General features: G+C 44.8%; 12 protein-coding genes and 1 riboswitch. Of the genes, 8 read left to right on the top strand and 4 right to left on the bottom strand.

Annotated elements, in window-relative coordinates:
* Positions 1-7: 7 nt before the first annotated feature.
* Together PK654_RS08300 and PK654_RS08305 are read right to left on the bottom strand one after the other, a co-directional pair.
* Positions 8-1,648 (bottom strand): tetrathionate reductase family octaheme c-type cytochrome, encoded by a 1,641-nt coding sequence (locus PK654_RS08300; protein WP_271695063.1) that lies wholly within the window; start codon positions 1,646-1,648, stop codon positions 8-10.
* A 602-nt stretch (positions 1,649-2,250) separates the two neighbouring features.
* Complete coding sequence (locus tag PK654_RS08305) at positions 2,251-7,518, bottom strand: diguanylate cyclase (protein WP_271695065.1); 5,268 nt, start codon at positions 7,516-7,518, stop codon at positions 2,251-2,253.
* A 325-nt stretch (positions 7,519-7,843) separates the two neighbouring features.
* Here PK654_RS08305 and PK654_RS08310 point away from each other — a divergent pair, with 325 nt between their 5' ends.
* The 7 genes from PK654_RS08310 (at position 7,844) to PK654_RS08340 (ending at position 14,007) form a co-directional block, all read left to right on the top strand.
* Entirely contained in the window at positions 7,844-8,428 is a 585-nt protein-coding gene (locus PK654_RS08310) for a CBU_0592 family membrane protein (RefSeq protein ID WP_271695066.1), read from the top strand.
* 113 nt (positions 8,429-8,541) lie between these two features.
* Positions 8,542-8,730, top strand: a riboswitch (cobalamin riboswitch).
* A 261-nt stretch (positions 8,731-8,991) separates the two neighbouring features.
* A complete protein-coding gene (locus PK654_RS08315; protein WP_271695067.1) occupies positions 8,992-9,903 on the top strand; it encodes a sirohydrochlorin cobaltochelatase in 912 nt (303 codons plus the stop codon).
* Positions 9,904-9,967: 64 nt separating this feature from the next.
* Positions 9,968-10,843: an ABC transporter ATP-binding protein gene (locus PK654_RS08320; protein WP_271695069.1), complete on the top strand. Its 876-nt coding sequence runs from the start codon at positions 9,968-9,970 to the stop codon at positions 10,841-10,843.
* Positions 10,836-11,576, top strand: a complete 741-nt coding sequence (locus PK654_RS08325; protein WP_271695071.1) for an ABC transporter permease — start codon at positions 10,836-10,838, stop codon at positions 11,574-11,576. Before PK654_RS08320 ends, PK654_RS08325 begins: the two co-directional genes overlap by 8 nt.
* Positions 11,573-12,523, top strand: coding sequence for a FecCD family ABC transporter permease (locus PK654_RS08330; protein WP_271695072.1), 951 nt, complete (start codon positions 11,573-11,575; stop codon positions 12,521-12,523). Before PK654_RS08325 ends, PK654_RS08330 begins: the two co-directional genes overlap by 4 nt.
* On the top strand, positions 12,516-13,256 hold the full coding sequence (locus tag PK654_RS08335; RefSeq protein WP_271695073.1) for an ABC transporter ATP-binding protein: 741 nt from the start codon (positions 12,516-12,518) through the stop codon (positions 13,254-13,256). The genes PK654_RS08330 and PK654_RS08335 overlap by 8 nt, the downstream gene beginning before the upstream one ends.
* Complete coding sequence (locus PK654_RS08340) at positions 13,204-14,007, top strand: ABC transporter substrate-binding protein (RefSeq protein ID WP_271695074.1); 804 nt, start codon at positions 13,204-13,206, stop codon at positions 14,005-14,007. Before PK654_RS08335 ends, PK654_RS08340 begins: the two co-directional genes overlap by 53 nt.
* A gap of 68 nt (positions 14,008-14,075) precedes the next feature.
* On the opposite strand, the gene PK654_RS08345 is transcribed toward PK654_RS08340, so the two are convergent.
* The gene (locus tag PK654_RS08345) at positions 14,076-14,699 is read right to left on the bottom strand and encodes an SDR family NAD(P)-dependent oxidoreductase (RefSeq protein ID WP_443088703.1); all 624 of its coding nucleotides are present in this window, start codon (positions 14,697-14,699) and stop codon (positions 14,076-14,078) included.
* 130 nt (positions 14,700-14,829) lie between these two features.
* Here PK654_RS08345 and PK654_RS08350 point away from each other — a divergent pair, with 130 nt between their 5' ends.
* Complete coding sequence (locus tag PK654_RS08350) at positions 14,830-16,203, top strand: IS4 family transposase (protein WP_271695076.1); 1,374 nt, start codon at positions 14,830-14,832, stop codon at positions 16,201-16,203.
* 125 nt (positions 16,204-16,328) lie between these two features.
* On the opposite strand, the gene PK654_RS08355 is transcribed toward PK654_RS08350, so the two are convergent.
* Complete coding sequence (locus PK654_RS08355) at positions 16,329-18,587, bottom strand: bifunctional diguanylate cyclase/phosphodiesterase (RefSeq protein ID WP_271695077.1); 2,259 nt, start codon at positions 18,585-18,587, stop codon at positions 16,329-16,331.
* Positions 18,588-18,665 lie beyond the last annotated feature (78 nt).

Consider the following 18,665-nt stretch of genomic DNA (forward strand, 5'->3'; position numbering starts at 1 on the left):
CCTTAAACTACTTCTGCTGAAGGCTTTTATCGTCTCGCTGAAGGCTCTTTCTTCGGCGGATAGAAATCAGACGGGTGATTGCATGTAGTGCTACTGCTGCCAGTCCTCCCCAGATGGCCAGAGCGCCGAATATCTCAACCAGAGAACTGCTGTCACGCCCGACCAGATAGAAGTCGTTCAGCCCTTCTAAGCGACCGTCACGGCTGTGACACTCAACACAGGCAACGGACTGATCTGCCGGCGCAACCATATGTTTGATAGGCCAGTATCCGTTTGTTTCGATAAAATCGTAATTGCCGCTAAACTCTAGGTTGTTCAGTTTTGCACCGGCTGCCAGCGCCTTACCCCAGTCAAACTCTGTCCAGAATGCACCGGTTCCTTTACGGCCATAGAGCTTAATAGGCAGCATATGATTGCGTTCTGAATCATAAGGCTGTTTGCCTTTATGAATCTTAAATGGCCAGATGCGCGCATCAGGGTCGTTATAGTCACCTGTCGGAGGATTAACATCGATTGGTGCCTGTGAAGGGTCGATTTCATCAAGGAAGGTCATCTGCTTGAGCTCGCCCTTATACCAACGGTATTCCGGAACCACATTTCTGCCCCACTCAAAGGTTCCCTTCTTACTCATGTAAGCGTGATTCACCACTCCATCGAACTCTTTATCAATGCTGTAAGGCTTGCCGTCTTTCAGATCACCGGCCGTAGACCAGTCCCATGAAAGTTTGGTCAGATAAGGCCCCCTCGCCATTTCGGGGATATGACAGGAAGCACAAGCAACTTTGGCAGTATGGTTATCTATCTCACGGTCCTGATGCGGCGTAGCACTATGGCAAGATTCACAAGAGACATTATTACCTTCTCTCTCCGGCTGCCCCATATTCAGTTCATGATCAACAAAGGCGCTTCTGTCGTTATAACGACCTGAGATTTTATGATCACTGGTGGTATGGCAATCCTGACAAGCAAAGTTAAGCTTTTCGGGGCTCATATGAACATCGAGTTCAAAATGAGGATCGATTAAAGAGAGGTCGGTATCGCCGTGTTTAACCCCGTTACCACCACCACCCAGAGCATGACAGGCAAGACAGTTATCACGATCAGGGCGTCCCACATGCTGGGCTACATAAGCTAAGTCAACCGCCTTTTTCAGCTTACCGCCTACCATTGTGTCTTCGTAATAAGGGTGACCCGATGACGCAGCCGATTTCTTATAAGTGCCCGTAGTGTCATGGCAGACCAGGCAGTCCACGTTCTCTTCCGCTTCCAGATCGAAATCTTCATTGCGCCAGCCGTATCCGGTATGACACTGGGTACAACTTTCATTGCCTTTGGCTGATACACAGTAGTTGTTAAACGCGTTCTTGGCTTTACCCACCATCACGCCGTCAACTTCTTTGGCCCAGTTCCAGTGGAAGGTCTTATGCATCTGTTTCGATGCTTCTGTATGGCACTCTAAACAAGCTTCTGTCACGTCAGGGGCGTAGTCAAACTCCTGATCCAGAACCTCAAAGGTGGAGTGGTCAGCCGTACTGGCGACAGAGGTCACTTCCTTTTTACTGCTATCAACTTCAGCAGCACCCGAAGCAAGCAGTGCACCACTGTGCAAAGCCATCAAAACTAAACTAAATGATACGATTCTATTCATTTTACGTCTCACTTCCCGGCAAGTGTTCCAATCACGTAAAATTACAAGGTATAAAGAACCAGCCTTTTAATTAAGTACATCATGTAACACTAATGTTATTAATTGAATCTGGTTGCTAATACAAAACATAAAGTTACGTGTTTAGCCTTCACTAATTCACTATTTGCTTATAAACATAATACTAATATAATAAAGATGTCCATAACTTACTTATGGATTTAGGCAGAAACATTGAATCCTTCAACAATGATCACACAATTTTTTTAAGGTTTTTTGGTGGGCAATTTGATGAATATCAAAGAGGTGATTTTTCCACTTTAAGATCAATCGGTTGCATGATTTGGTTTTGGTCACTTTTAGCAGAGAATAATCCTTTAGGATTATATGATTCACAATGCAGCGCCATTTAATGTCTCTTTTTTAATAGCTATAATCTATGAATATGTCAGAGTTATATTGATATCCGGCGGGTAAAATATTAACAGTGTATTAACACCGGGGATTATAAACGGCTAAGAAGTGTCTGCATAAACAATCTACCGACAATTGTCTGCCGGCAGATCGTTTGGCTATTTTGTATAAGAACGGCTGATAAGCGAAAACTATTTGTCAATATCGTCGCAAACCCGGTTTCGTCCCTCCTGCTTTGCCTGATAAAGCAGATCATCTGCCCTGCTCAATGCCTGTGGGAAGTTCTCTTTATAGTCCCAGCAAGTAAGGCCGATACTAACGGTAAACTGTATCTGTTGCTTCTCGTAAGTTACAACCATCTGCTCCACCAGGCAGGCAATCCGGTTTACTACCTTATTGGCCTCTTTGGCGGTGATATGGCTGATAATCAAACCAAACTCTTCTCCGCCTAAACGGCCGAAGATGTCCTTCTCGCGCAAATGCGACTGGATATACTCAGTGAACTGTCTCAGAACAATATCACCAGCGGTATGACCATAGGTATCATTAAGACGTTTAAAATGATCGATATCCAGCATGGCCACGGATACCGGCAGAAGCGGTTCACTGACTCTTAACTCTTCTGCGTTGCGCTTGAATGCCCTTCGGTTCTGAGCTCCGGTAAGAGGATCGGTAAAGGCCTGATGTTTTAACCTCCTCTCACGCTCTTTACGGTCTGAAATATCAGTAATAGTGACAAACAACCCTGTACCAAAGTCCAGTGCTATCTCAGTTACGGTCAATACTGCCCAGAACAACTTGCCGCAATAGGTGCGCATTTCACACTCAAAATCTGTGATTCCGCCATCTTGTTCCAGCTTGGCAAACATACGCTTTCTGTCGTTTTCGTCTGCATAAAACTGGCTGGCATTAACGCTATAGAACTGATCTTTACTTAACTCTAAACACTCAAAAAATAGCTCATTGGCCTGAATCAAACTCCCTTCGACGGTCGTAATTCCGTAAGGGACAGGCATTGCCTGCATAATCACTTCCAAATGCTTGTTCTTACGATTCAGCTCGACGGTTCGTTGATCAACCGCCTTTTCCAGCAGTTCGTTTTGCTTTTCCATCTGCTGATAATAACTGGCATTCTGATAGCTGATAGCAAATTGGCCTGCCAGCAGTTCCAACACTTGTACTCTTTGTGCGGTAAACAGATTTGTCGTTTCAGTGTGTTCCAGATAAAGAGTACCAATCATTTTGTCATGGACAAACAGAGGCAAACAGAGAGCAGAACAGACATTGTGCTGCTGAACATAACTGTCCTGCATATACTCCTGATCATGAGTGGCATCCTTAACCACCAACATTTTTCTGGTATTCAGGCTGTAAAACAGCATGGATTCAGGACCTTGTAGCGGTTCATCACATTCCTCAGCTAAACGACCTTTTCGCCACCCTGCTACCCCTTTCCAGCTCCGGTCAGTAAACTGAAACAGAGTCACGTTCTGCGCCCCGGACAAAGTCGCTGTCTTTTGCAACATACGGTGAATCAGCTCTGTTAAAACCAGAGGCTGTGAAATATCCTGAGAGGCTGAGATCACCGAACGCCAGTCAAAATGTTGCATTGATGCCCGGTCCGGAAGATAGCTGGTTTCTCTTAACTGAATATCCAGCTCATTACTTTTAGCAAAAGCACCCCACTTACTATATATACTTCTGGCTTGCTCAAAGTAGGCCGTTGCCATGGCGTTTTGATTTAGTTTCTGACGATAGAGTCCGGCTCTCTCATTAGCGATTGCCTGATAAAGGGCAAAACCCTGTTTTGCTGCTGCTTGTATGGCTTGTTCATAAAAGCAGTAGGCATTAATTTCATCCTGTTCAATGGCGGCAAGCTCGGCTTTTATCAGACAATATCCCGATGTAAAGTTGTCCGGATTCAGCTCATACCAGCCCTGATATTTAATCCAGGCCTGCTCAAACCAGTTTTGCTGGTAAGGGGTTATTTTTTCAGCATGCTGTTGCTTCAGGGCAAGTATGGAAAGAATTGAAAGCTGAGTATAAACCGCCTCATGGAAAATCCCTTCATCCAGTTCATCCTGCCCCAGAGATTCAGACAAGGTAACATTTAAGGTTTTTTCATAATTGCCAAACAGATAGCCCTGCAACAGCCGGCCGATTAAACGGTCATACTTGCCACACATGTAATTGGTCTGTTGGTAAAATTCACAGGCCTCACCTTCATATCCCTGTGTATGATCCAGATCCACCAGATTGTCCAGTCTGCCGTCTAAAATATGCAACAGGTTCTTCTGTAGCTGGCTAAGATACACCTGAGCCGGCTGCTTTATTTCACGACAGATCTCTATAACCCTTTCAACCCGGCTCAACATTGAGTCTATAGACGGCGCGATAAGCAACTCAGCATAAAAGCCGAAGATATAAGCGTGTACGCCCCAATAGTAATCCCCCTGCTCAAAACATTGCTGAAATGCCACATCTCTCAGTTCCGCGCTTTTTCTCAGTGGCAGTTGCCACGGCAAAATAAAGTTACTTTGCATCATAGATAAACGGCCTTGCAACAGAGGGTTACGCTCGTAGTTACGACTGATTATCTGAGAGTAGTGACTGGCTTCGAACGCCGTAGGGTAATCTTTTAAAACCTTAGTACACAACAAGCCATACATTGTATATACATAGCTTGAATACGCAGAGTTACCGTGCAAATGAGTCAACTCAAGAAGTTTAAGAATGGTCATTGGAAACAGCAGTGAACCTGAGTTATAGCAGCAAGGTTGCATCGCCATAAGGATATCAAGGGTACGGATAACCTTTTCGTTTTCCGCGTCCGGCTTATCCACCAGCTTACTAAACGGAATCTTCCGAAGTTGCCTCTGAGCATCCGCTATGGCCGCCTGCAAGGCTTCCATATTGCCTTCAAGCTTACAATCAAGCTGAGCAAGCGCTTTCTGCCCCTGCTCTATAGCCCTGTTAAGCTCACCATAACGGGTATACTGAGTGATCAAAATCACCTGAAGCATGGTCTGTTGCTGAACACTTAACTGCTTATGTTCAAGGTGACTTTGGTACTCTTCGGCCTCCTCATAACGTCCGGCCAGATAGAGGCACTCCAGCTTCTCAATAGATGCCTGATGAGCTATATCAAGGTTAACGTCCCGCTCAATAAGCCTGAACAGCTGGTTAAGGTGACTCACCGCCGTACTGTATGCGCTGGATGCCTTCGACTTTCTTGCTGCCAGCAGGTTAAGCTGAATCAGTTCGCTTATCTGTTCCGGCGATAACTTATCGTGCACCCGGTTAAGATGGGAGACAATACTGAAACAGTACTCTTCTTTTGCTTCGGGCTGCGAATCGATTTTGTCCAGCAATAGCTTACCGACCTGATAATGAGTGCTCCCTTTCAGTTTATCTGTTGCGTCAGAATAGGCTGCTTGCTGAACCCTGTCATGAAGAAAGCGGATCCCGGCAATTAGCTTTTTCTCTCTGCCCTTCCCGCGGCTTATAACAATTAACAAGCCTGCATTAAGCGCCGGTTGAAGCAAACGCAATGTCTGCTGGTAATTAGCCTGACCGGAAAGATGCTGCAACACTTCCATTTTAACGGAAGCCCCTATACAGGCAGCCTGCTGCAACAGCAGCTTTGTGCCCTCTGGCAGGCGGCTTAGTTTTTTAGTCATCAGGCTGACGACATTATCGGTAATATTTTGCTGGCGGATCTGCTCCGTAGACCAGCTCCATTTTTTCTTTACACGATCAAAACCGAGTAGCTCTCTCTGATACAGCTCCTGAATAAATTGACGGAAGAAAAACGGATTACCACCTGTCTTTTCGTATATCAGTTTTGCAAGGGCGGCCACTTTTTCGACGGGTTGCTGAAGGGTATCCGAGCATATCTGCTGCAAAGTCTGCTGTGACAATGGTGCGAGAGAGATACGTTTTAACCGTATGGACAGCTGCTCCACCTCTTGTAACATTTTACTAAATGAATGTTTTTCATCGACTTCATTGTCCCTGTATGCACCTACAATCAGGCAGTTCTTGCTTCTGTTGTCGGCAATTAACAGGCGAATCAGGTTTATACTCGCCATATCTGCCCATTGAATGTCGTCGATAAAAAACACCAATGGTCGGTATGAGGTGCAAATAGTATGAATAAAGTCGAGGAATACCCGGTTAAAGCGGTTCTGCTGCTCTTCTGCACCTAACAAGGGCAGTACAGGCTGAGGGCCAAGCAAACGACCAAGATCAGGAAGTATTTCCACCAACACCTGAGCATTAGGGAAAAGCGCTTTATTTATTCGCTCTTTCCAGCTGTCCACTTCGTCATCCGGCAGGGAATGAATATGCTTCACCAACTGGCTCAACGCCTGCTCAATCGCCCGGTAAGGAACATCTCTCTGAAACTGATCAAACTTCCCGGACAGATACAGGCCATCGGAACTGATTACAGATTTACGGATACCATGCACCAGCGACGACTTACCGATTCCTGAATAGCCCGCGACCAGAACCGCTTCAGAAGGCCCGTTAGTTACCCGCACAAATGCATCGGTAAGCAGTTTGCTTTCCTGCTCACGACCGTAAAGTTTCTGCGGAATAACTAAACGGTCCGAAAGCCGCAGAGAGTCCCTGTCAGCCATTAGTCTGGATGAAGAATTGGCTGAAATAAAGCTGATATCTTTAAGTACGCCTTCCGCACTTTGGTATCTATGAGCCGCTTCCTTCTCAACAAGAGCACGTATCAACTCAGATACGTTGAATTTATACTCACCAAAATCATCTATGCGCAGTTGATTCTGGTACTCCATGCTGCGCGAGATATGAGCGTAGCCAATCTCTTCAGGATCCTGAATTCCGGCAAAAGGCAGGTTACCGGTAAACAACCAAATCAATACACAGCCCAGTGAGTATAAATCGGTGCGGTTATCAATTGTCTGTTCCAGAAGGTAGGTTTGCTCAGGGGCGAGAAAATGAGCATCGGCATTGTATGGATAAAAGGCGCTGATACCAGATGATCCTTTAGGACAAGTACGCGCGACACTAAAATCTATTACTTGAGCCTGCTTAAGATCCTGACTAACAATAAAACTGGAAGGCCTGACAGAAAAATGAAAAATATTGCGCCCATGAACCTGAGCTAAAGCGGAGGTCACTGAGCTGGCAATCGCCAGCTTTTGTTCAAAACTAAGTCTGTTTATATCAAGCTCAGGAAGCCAGTAATGGCAACGGGACGTCAGCCTTAAATGATTATCCTCTTCAGATAAAACTTCAGGAGCTCCCTGCCCCTTGAGTTCATTGAGGCACTGTTGTTCGTTTTTTTTAGCCGCCTGAACCTGAAAGCTTTCTGTCTGATTTGACCAGCCACGCAGCCACTGATGTTCATCCCGCTTTAACAGTAAAAATCGTTCTTTATAATCATTTTCATTTGCGTTTTTATAACCCGGTAGTAGTTCCACTAACAGCACACTCCATGTTTCAGCAGTTAAGATAGTTCAATCTATAATTAACACTAATCAGACTAAGGTTAATTATATACCTTTAGATGTTAAACACCGCACTGTCCGGCTGTTAAAGGGTAATAGTGAGTGGTCTATCAAATCTGCCAATACTCAATGGCGCTAACTCATCTTCAACTATTTACAAACAACAGCTATTGATAATCAAAAATAACCTTTAGGAGGGATTTTTGATTATTTTTTTGATACACAACTGATATATCAGGCATGCATTAAGGTATATTTCGCTGCGCTAAATAGACGTCGATGAGAGAGTGAAAAATAGATGTTGATGACCGTTATTGGCTGGATCGGAATGGCTCAGTACCTTGTCGCCTTTGTATTACTTAGCCTGAATATCATTGAAAAGAACCGCCTCTACTATCTTCTTAATGCATCAGGCTGTCTGTTTTTGGTGATCTATTCTGTTAGCATCAACTCCTATCAGATAGCGGTTATTAACCTGGTCTGGATAGTCGTCAGCGTTCTCGCTTGTTACAACCGCGTACCCGATCTGCGTCTGTTTGACGGCCGGGTGTTTGCCGGCGTTGTTATCGGTTTATTGCTGGGAGACGTAATCGCCTATTACAGTAATGCCCACCAGTTAGCTATAGATATACTTGGCTGGTTATCCGTCTGGCTTTATCTGGCAGCCTACTGGCTGCTACTCAATCAGCGTATGTCTCTTGACTATTATCGCTACGTCAATGTTCTGGCGCCAATAGCCATTCTCCCGATTCTTTACATGGATCAGAACTGGCCAAACTTTACCTCTAACTCTATCTGGCTTGTGGTGGCACTGGCAGGCATTATTAAAAGCCGCATCGGCACACCGGCTTCCCGCCAACAGGAATCCGTTGCTGTTGAGTAAGCCCCCTCAAATAACTGTTAAAAATCACAGTCATTCTCAAGAATTTTAAATTGTATTTCAGACAATTAACTTAAAATTGACCTATCTCAGGTTTAGCAGACCATTTGCTGGGCACACTAGGTCAGTCTAAAGGTGAAACTGAAATTGACGTTTTGAAAAGGGAACCGGGTGTAATTCCCGGGCTGTACCCGCAACTGTAAATGGCGAGCTGTTTGCGACAATATCCACTGAAATTTTCGGGAAGGATAGCAAAAGAGTGAAGACCCATAAGCCAGGAGACCTGCCTTTTGACGGGAGATTAATTTCTCCGTAAAACAAGCGAGCGGGTTACTCGACGATTTCTAATTATTAACAATACAACTCTTTGTAATAAATAGAGCGTAACTTCCCATCTGCCTGTTTTTGAATTAGCAAAACTAAATAACCTTTCTCAGCAAAGAAAGGTTAATAATTAAATGTTATTTCGGAGACTTTCCATGAAGCTTAAAAAAATAGTTACCAAGGCTCTTGTGTCTATATCAGCAGCCTGCTTTCTATCCGCCCCAGTCTATGCAGATAATTCTATGAAACAGAAAAAACAAGAGAAGTCGGCCATTGTACTGGCTGCATTCGGAACCACTTACAATACCGCTGTAGATTCACTAATCGGCATTCAGCAGGAAATTCAGAAAGCTTATCCGGACACTCCGGTTCGCTTTGCTTTTACTTCAAACATTATCAGAAAGAAATGGCACAAGCGTCAGAACGATGAACAATATAAAAAAGAGCACCCTGAAGTACCGGACTCTTTTTATCAGGTAAAAAATGTTCTCGGTACCATGGCTGATTTCCAAAATGAAGGCTACAGAGATATTGTGGTTCAGACCACTCTGTTAACCCATGGCGAAGAATTTATCGATCTGAAAGCCTATGTAGATGCATTAGCCTCCATTGAAACCATTAAGCAGAAATATAAACCGTTTAACAAGGTAGCCATTGGCCGGCCGCTGATGGGAACCTGGGGGCATGCCTACGAGTATGGTCAGGATATAGAAAAGCTCAGTCAGGCACTTAAATCTGACGTTATGCAGGCAGAAAAAGATGGCGCGGCTCTTGTTTATATGGGGCACGGCAATGAACACCTCTCTACCGGCCTCTATTACGAACTGGAAGAGCAGTTAAACAAAGATTACCCACAAGTTTCATCTTATGTCGGGCTGGTGGAAGGAAATCCGAGTTTTGACACTCTTCTGGCTAAGCTGCAACGAGACGGCATTAAAAAAGTGCTGCTTAAGCCGCTAATGGTGGTTGCCGGCGATCACGCTACTAACGATATGGCAGGCGACGAAGATGATTCGTGGAAAATTGCCCTGACGAATGCCGGAATCAAGACAACACCCGTTCTTGCCGGTCTTGGCAGTAACAGTGACATTCAGAAAATTTATCTTCAGCACCTGGCCGATGCTGCTAAAGACACAGGTATCACTCTTAAGTAATAAACAACTGTCCGCAGGGCCGGATTGACGCCGGCCCCTTTTACCAGTTTTAGAGAGCCTGACTATGTCATTACAAACCGCAGCTGTTCCGATCATTGAGACAATCGCCTTAAGCCGCCAGTTTGATAAATCAACAGCGGTCGATAAAGTAGATTTTACCCTTTATAAGGGTGAAATCTGTGCCTTCCTTGGTCCCAATGGTGCCGGTAAAACCACCACAATAAAAATGTTAACTGGCCTGCTGGAGCCCAGTAGCGGTGAAGTTCTTTATCAGGGAGAGAAGTATCACCCGCGAAGGGTAAACCTTAAAAAACTGATTGGTGTGGTTCCTCAGCATAACAATATTGACCGGGAACTTACCCTTGAAGAGAACCTGCGGGTACACGGATACCTTTATCATATGAAGGGTGCAGAGCTAAGCCAGCGTATCCGAGAGTGTCTTGAGTTTGCCGAACTCACTGATCATGCCAAGAAACCTGCAGGAAAACTTTCCGGTGGATTGAAGCGCAGGTTAGTTATTGCCCGTGCCCTTATGCACAAACCGAAAATTCTGTTTCTCGACGAGCCGACCGTAGGGTTGGATCCCCATAGCCGCCGCAAGATGTGGGCTTTTCTGAGTAAAATTAATCGCCAGCAGGCGTGCACTATATTTCTCACCACTCACTATATTGAAGAAGCTGAAAAGCTGGCCGCCAGAGTCATCTTTATCGAGCAGGGAAAGATAATCACTGAGGGTTCCCCTGAGACACTTAAAAAAGCGGTTGGTCAGTATGTTGTCGATATTCAGGGCGAGGAGCTTAAACAGGAATTTTTTGACTGCAGAACGCAGGCATTAACTCGTCTGGAGCAAATTACAGAAACCGCAGTGAGCATCCGGGAAACCACGCTGGAAGACGCATTTATTACCATGACAGGAAAGAGGCTTTTGAAAAATGCTTAACGGAGTTAAAGGTATTTATTACCGCGAATGCAGCATTCTCAGAAAGAAGCTGGTGCGTACCGTTCTCGCCGGTGCTGTTCCTCCTTTTCTCTATCTGATGGCGTTCGGTTTTGGCGTGGGTAAAGGGACAACGGTTGAAGGAATCGACTATCTCACCTTCTTGCTTCCCGGCCTTTTAGCCATGGCAAGTATGAACCAGAGTTACAATATAGCCACAGAGATTAATATCAGCCGCTTTTACCTGAAGATTTTTGAAGAGTTTTTACTGGCACCGAATCAACGCTGGCAAATTGTCATTGGCGAATTGTTATACGGTATGACTAAAGGGATGATTCCCGTGGTTATTATCGCTATATACAGTGTTGCCTGCGGAGTTTCTCTTAGCTTCTCGCTGCTGTTTTTAATTGCCCTTGCACTGCATCTGGTCGCTTTTTCACTGATTGGCTTTATTGTTGCCCTGAAGATGAAGAACCACAGGGATCAAGCCACCATGAATGCATTTATAATTACCCCTATGATGTTTCTCTCCGGCACCTTCTTTCCTGTTGATCAGATGCCGTTTATTATCCAGCTACTGGCGGGCATTTCACCCCTGACCTATAGCGCAGATCTTATTCGCACGGCACTGCTGGACACTGGCGGCTTCTCTTTCAACTCCGTCGCTATACTCGTTGCTCTGGATCTTATCTTGTTGTTTGTTGCCAGCCGCATAGTACAGAAGGTAGAAGTATGAAGTCCCTGTTAATTGCTCTGCTTGCTATCAGTTGCTGCATCGCCATGCTAATTGGCCCTAACTGGATAAACCCGTTAAACATGACGGAGCTGGAGAGCAGCATTTTGCTAGAACTTCGTGCACCGAGGGTGCTGTTTTCTGCAGTTATAGGAGCGATGTTAGGTTTAAGTGGCAGCATCTATCAGCTCACCTTAAAGAACCCGCTGGCTGACAGTTTTACCACCGGAGCCGCCTCATCCTCTGCACTTGGTGCGGTGCTGGCCATTTCAATTGGCGTGCCTGTTCATTTTGTCTCTGTTTTTGCCTTTGCTACAGGCATCAGCGGGCTATTTCTTGTTTATCGCATGTCTCTGACACACGGCAGAATAAACCCTATTACGATGATCCTTGCCGGCGTTGTCATGAACGTTGTCGCCTCTGCGGTGATCAGTTTTTCAAAGTACTATTTTGAAGACTCCCTGAACTCCATCGTCTACTGGCTGATGGGAGGCATCTTTATGGTGAGCTGGGATAAGCTGGCGTTATGTTTTGCGCTTTTTGCTGCCGTCTACTTCTTCCTTCAGCGAAATTCGTTAAAACTGAACATACTGGCACTGGATGAACAGTCAGCACAGAGCCTGGGAGTGAATGTTCATTATCTTCGATCTGCAGTATTTATTCTCTCTACTTTATTGGTTTCTGTTGCAGTTAGTTTTTCCGGAATTATCGGCTTTGTCGGCTTAATTGTTCCCCATGTGGCCCGCAGCCTGTTTGGCAGCGATATGAAGCTTAATATCCTTTACTCCAGCCTGTTTGGTAGTTTTCTGCTTATGGCGTCAGACACCTTGTCGCGGGTCATTATTCCCGGAGGTGCTGAGCTACCCGTCGGTATAGTAACTGCGCTGTTTGGCGGTCTGTTTTTCTTCTATCTGCTCAGAACCCGCAGGGAGACCTTCTGGAATGGCTGATATTACGCTCAAAAATCTCAGGTTCACCCGCTCTGACTTTCAGTTAACTATTGAACAGTTACATATCCGTCAGGGTGAAAAAGTCGCCCTTATGGGGGAAAACGGCTGCGGTAAAAGTACCTTAATCGGTCTTATGACTGGATTGCTGGACAAAGGAAAGGGAGAGGTCTGCTATCAGGAAAATAAACTCTCTGCCATAAATCATACTGAGCGGGCAAAGCAGTTTGCTGTTTTACCTCAGTTTTCTGATATCTCTTTCCCCTTCACTGTATTTGAAGTAGTCCGTATGGGACGTTTTGTTCATATTAACGGTAACCAGTTCAGTGACACTGATGACCAGCAAAGTGAAAAGCTGCTTGAGCTACTGGATTTAATCAAATACCGGGATAAGAGCTATGCTGAGCTCTCCGGAGGGGAAAAAAAACGTGTCATGCTGGCGCGGGTACTAAACCAGCAGGCTCCGGTTATCTATCTGGATGAGCCAAACTCCAGTCTGGATATCCGCCATACCCTTGAGATTTTTCAGCATCTGAGCCGCTTGCCGCAAACGGTGATCACCTCAGTACACGATATTAATCTGGCCTACCGCTATTTCGATCGTTTTCTGTTCTTTAAACAAGGGACTCTGCTCTATGATGTATCCCGCAGTCAAATTACCAGTCAATTACTCTCAGAGGTCTATGATGTTTCGGTTACTACTGATTCTGACAGCTTTAGCTTTCAACCCCGTTAACTACGCATTTGCCTATGACAGAGTAGTGCTTCTTGCCCCCTCCGCCGGAGACATATTCAGCAAATTAGGTGCGCAAGATAAGGTGGTCGGCGTTACCAGAAATAATTTCGACTTTCCTGATGCGGTTAAGATCGGCTCTCATATTAAGCCTAACGTTGAGCTGATAAAATCGCTGAACCCAGATTTAATCATTATCAGCTCCAACCGTTTCTTTACCGATCAGATGAGCTCATTGGTTAACGCCGATACCCTAATCTATAACCCGGCGACACTGGACGAAATTCTGCTTGAGATAGATAAGCTGGGAGCAATACTTAACAGGCAATCTCAGGCTAAACAGCTGACAAGTGAACTGGAGGCGGTAAAAGAGCAGTTTGTCGATATAGCATCACCGCCAACCGTGGTTTATGAAGTGACTGAAGCGCCGTTTATGATTGCGGGGAAAAAAAGCATTGTCCGCAGCATAGTCGAACAGGCGGGCGGCGCATTGTTTGCCCCGTCAAACCGCAAAATTGCCAAATTTAACATTGAATCGGTTCTGGTAAATAATCCTGATTACTACATCTACCAGGTTGGCCCGATGAACAAATCCCCCACTCCGCCGCCACAAAGACCTCAATACTCTCTGGTCAATAGTCAGTTTATTAAAGTCGATCAGCTTAGCTTCTCTAGGGCAACAACAGAGTCTTTCTACCACGCCCTTGAACTTAACCGTTTGTTTGCGCAAAGAAGGCATGCAGACAGAAAATAACCTTGCTCAGGCAGAAAAATATAAGGCTCCTGAAAAAGGAGCCTCTGCTTAAAAAGTGAGTCGGCTGGCTAACAGCGGTTAATGGTGATATCCGATACATAGCCATGCTCAGCGCTGTTTAGCGCCTGTTTCAGCATATAGGCGGCATCATCAGCAGTCATAAAGGCGGACGTATCCATCTCTTTGCCGCTACTTGGCCAGAAGTCTGTTGCCATACCACCCGGATAGACAGCAATAAGCTTCATTGGGCATCCTTTGAGTTCAGCACGGACAGATTCGAGCAGAGCCTTTACTCCCCACTTCACTGCGCAGTAGGTACTTTCGCCGGCCTTGGCGACCTGAGCCGCAGTAGACATGACCACTACCACATTAACTTTTTCATTTTTGTAGCGCTTTACCAGTTCACGCAACAAGAAGATTGAAGAGGTAAGATTGTTCGAGATTAACTGCTCTATCTGCTCAGGGTTCTGGGATTCCAATGCACCAAAGTAGCCGCTACCGGCACAATGAACCACCATTTCTGGCGGCTGCTGACAACAATCCAGCAGTGATTCAACCTCTTGTGGCGCTGCCAGATCAGCGGTTTTAATTATAGGAGTGTTATTAAGGCTGTCTGAAAGGGTATTGAGTTTGCTTTGACTACGACCGGACAATAGCAGCGCTTGTCCTTCTGAGTCATACTGTTTCGCCAATGCTGCGCCTAAACCACTTCCTGCGCCTGTCTTTTATACAGAAGTCCCTCGCATAATGTGAGGGATTTTTTTTGAACTTAATTCTTGGTTTACGATCAGATCTTTAACGGACTTAGTTGAGGGTTTTGAGATGATTAAAAGCAATAGTGATTGGGCTGAAGAGCAATTTGGTCATGCTAAACTTGGAGACCCAAGAAGAACGGCTAGACTTGTAAAAATGGCATCAGACTTAGCTCAGCATCCAGGTAAATCGGTAGTGAAATCATCTCATTCTCCAGCAAGTATGGAGGGCGCTTACCGATTTATTCGGAACGACAATGTCTCATCAGACGATATTGCCGAAGCAGGCTTTAAAGCAACTGCAGATCAAGTTCATCGTTACCCTCTCCTTCTCGCGTTAGAAGATACAACTACCTTAAGCTACAAACATCGCTCTATTAGAGCGGACTTAGGACATGTAAACCAAGGTAATCGTTATAGGGGGTTGTTTGCCCATAGTATTTTGCTGTTTGCTCCTGAAACTCTCGACGTTATTGGGTTAGTTGAACAACAACGATGGACGAGAGATATCAAGACTCGAGGTATCCGTCGTAAGGGGTTGAAACGACCTTATGAAGAAAAAGAAGGTTATAAATGGGAAAGAGCATCACGCAATATGGCAGCCCGTTTAGGTACCTCGATGGTTAACGTAATATCAGTTTGCGATCGCGAGGCCGATATCTACGATTACCTCATTTATAAAATGGCGAATCAGCAACGTTTTGTTGTGCGGTCGATGATGAGCCGTCATATAGAAGAAGGCTCAGACAAGCTTTATCACTTTGCATCAGAACTTCAAAGTGTGAAGCAACGTCAAATCCAAATAGCTCAAAGGGGTGGCCGGAAAGCTCGTGAAGTCACTCTGGATGTAAAATATGCAGCAGTGACTTTAAAAACACCCTCAAACAAAAAAGGAGCTCCTATTTCTCTCAACTATGTTGGCTGCTCCGAAATCGGTGATGGAGAAAAGAGGCTCAATTGGCATATTTTAACTAATGAGCCAGTTAATAGTGCAGAAGATGCATTAAAAATTATTGGTTACTACGAAAAACGCTGGTTGATTGAGGAGTATCACAAGGTCTGGAAAACTGAAGGGACAGGAGTTGAAGAGCTTCGGTTACAAAGTAAAGATAACTTAGATAGGTTAGCAACAATTTATGCGTTTTTAGCAGTAAGAATTTTCCAATTGAAATTTGCCAATGAGCAAATCGAAGACGTTAGTTGTGAGAAAATCTTGTCCTCAAGAGCATGGAAGTTGCTTTGGCTGAAAAGAGTAAAGACACCACTTCCAAAGGAGGTTCCAACAGCAAAATGGGCTTATGAACACCTCGCAAGACTTGGCGGTTGGAAAGACAGCAAAAGAAATGGAAGAGCGTCAGTTAAGACGCTCTGGGAAGGATGGCTCAAACTACAAGCCATCCTTGAAGGCTACGAACTCGCTCTGTCTCTTGAGCAGGACTTGTGATCAAGAGACAGCTTCCTGCGCCGGTAATCAGAATCATATATTTGCCTGTATTAAATTGAATAGCAGGCCTCAGATATTACTGATAATTTTGATGCTAGACCAACACTAATTCAGCTACCTTTACCTTACTTAGCGGAATAGGCCGACAGCTCCGAAGATGAAATAGGTTTAGAGTAGAGATAACCCTGAAAATGATCACAGCCGAGTTGCGACAAAACCTGTTTCTGACTTTCCGTCTCCACTCCTTCCGCCAGCACATTCATGCGATAGTTCTTACCAATCTCTATAATATTTCGGATCATGGTTTTTGACTTACCGTTGCTATCGATATTGTCGACAAAGGATTTATCGATTTTCAGCTCTTTAATTGGCAAGTCGCGCAAAATACTTAAGGATGAGTATCCGGTACCAAAATCATCCAGAGAAATAATAATCCCCTTCTGAATCAGCTTGTCACATATAGGTTTAACCTTATCTAAATCTTCAATAAACAGGTTTTCTGTTATTTCCAGAGTGACAGAAGATGGTGGGAAGCCGAAATCATCAAGGCTGGTTAATAGCTGGCTATAAAAATCCTTCATCATAAACTGTTTAACAGAAATATTAATGGACAAGCGGAAGTCGCTACTTAGCTTGCTTCTCAGCGGGGTGATTTCACTCAGGGCTATGGTGATAATCTGCTGGCCCAGCGCAGGCATTAAGCCGGACTGTTCAGCAATAGCAATAAAGCGATCCGGCGGAACAAAGCCCAGCTCGTCATCTGTCCAGCGTGCCAGTGCTTCTGCACCATATAGCTCACCTTGCGCATTAACCTGAGGCTGATAAAGCAAGGTGATCTGATCTTCTTTTATTGCCTGTCTTAATTTCTGCTCCAGATAAAGAGATTCAACATGTTCAGACTGCAGTCTTGGCGAGTAGAAATAGATGGCATTCTTGGTTTTCTTAGCCTGTAACATGGCAAAGTCCAGAGAACGAATCAGCTCATCATAGTTACTGCCGTGAGGCGGATACTTAGCAATACCAATACTGGCTGTAAGCAGAAAACTCACCTCTCCGACCACAAACGGAAGAGAGAGTTTTTCCAGAATCTTCTCGCTGATTGTAATTAGCCATTCATCATCCAGATTGGAGGTCAGAATCATGAATTCATCACCGGTTCCACGGATTAAGCAGTCTTTACTTTCTGAATAAGGCATCAACCGGCTGGCCACCTCTTTTATCACCTTGTCTCCAAACTCGTGGCCGTAACTATCATTAACACTTTTAAAGCGATCAATATTAATAAAAATGGTGGCAAAAGGCGGAACCTGACTCTTATCAATCAGGTTACTCAGATAGACCTGATTCGGCAGATCCGTTAATAGATCATGGCGGGTCTGATACAAGAGTTGCTCGTACTTATCCTGCTCCGCAACAGCAATTGAACGAACCAGCATATAGAAAACCAATGCCGAAGCAATTGAGATGACCAGCGAGAACAGAAAACGATTTAAGAACTGCGAGTTTACATAACTGGACTCAACAGTAGAAACTATCCAGAACTGGAAGTAAGGATCATACTCCATCATCACACGCTTAGTGGATTGATTTAATACAAACTCTGTCGCCCATGGTTTTCTGGAGCTTTTCAGTGTTTCCAGATCGACATCATTATCAAGCAGAACAGAATCTATCAATGCCTGTAGTGTGTTCAAAGGTACGGGTTTGGTATAACTTTTTGTTCCTAACTTGTCTCCTGAATAAAACTGCAGGTATCCATCATCACGAATGATGTCCAACTCATTAAACTTCGCTGCCGAGTGACGTTTATTATTAAACAACACGGTTTCGTTTACTTTTACCCCGGCCGTCATTACCGCTACAGCGTCACCTTTATCTGACAAAATTGCCTTTCGTATAGCGATAGCAATGGAATCATCATCTAATGCCTTAAGCTGATAAGTTCTGCCTGCCACCAGTTTTGTCGTTCTCAGCGTCTGCATAAATCCATTCCGGCTTACTTCCTGCTCCAGCAGGTTTGGCAGCTTCTCTAGATTCAGATTCGAAGAAACAACTCTAAGATCGCCGTTCAGATTTGCCAGACCGAAGCCGGCAAAAAACGGATGGTTTTTTCTTACCCGGTCAAGGGTTGCTGAATGAGTGGCCTGCTGGGGGATCTGGTTATCTACGGCAAGCTGGCTGCCCAGTACCTGTAGCAGAGATTCCTGACTTTTCAGGAAAGCTTCAACAGAATCAGAAAAGAGGTTTACCTGTGTGTATTGGAACTGATGGAAGTCAGCCTGGTTACGCTTCCAGAGATAATAGCCGTAATAGGAGAACAACAAGACACTTAACAAAATAATTGTCCAGAATAATGTCCAGATATTCTTTTTCACAAGGGCCATTAACTACCTCCATATAGTCTTAAAAGAGTAGCCTATTCCTACTGACCAGAAAGTAACCGATGTCAAAAATGACTGCGA

Origin of the sequence: Vibrio sp. SCSIO 43137, from assembly GCF_028201475.1 — a bacterium.
Taxonomy (GTDB): domain Bacteria; phylum Pseudomonadota; class Gammaproteobacteria; order Enterobacterales; family Vibrionaceae; genus Vibrio.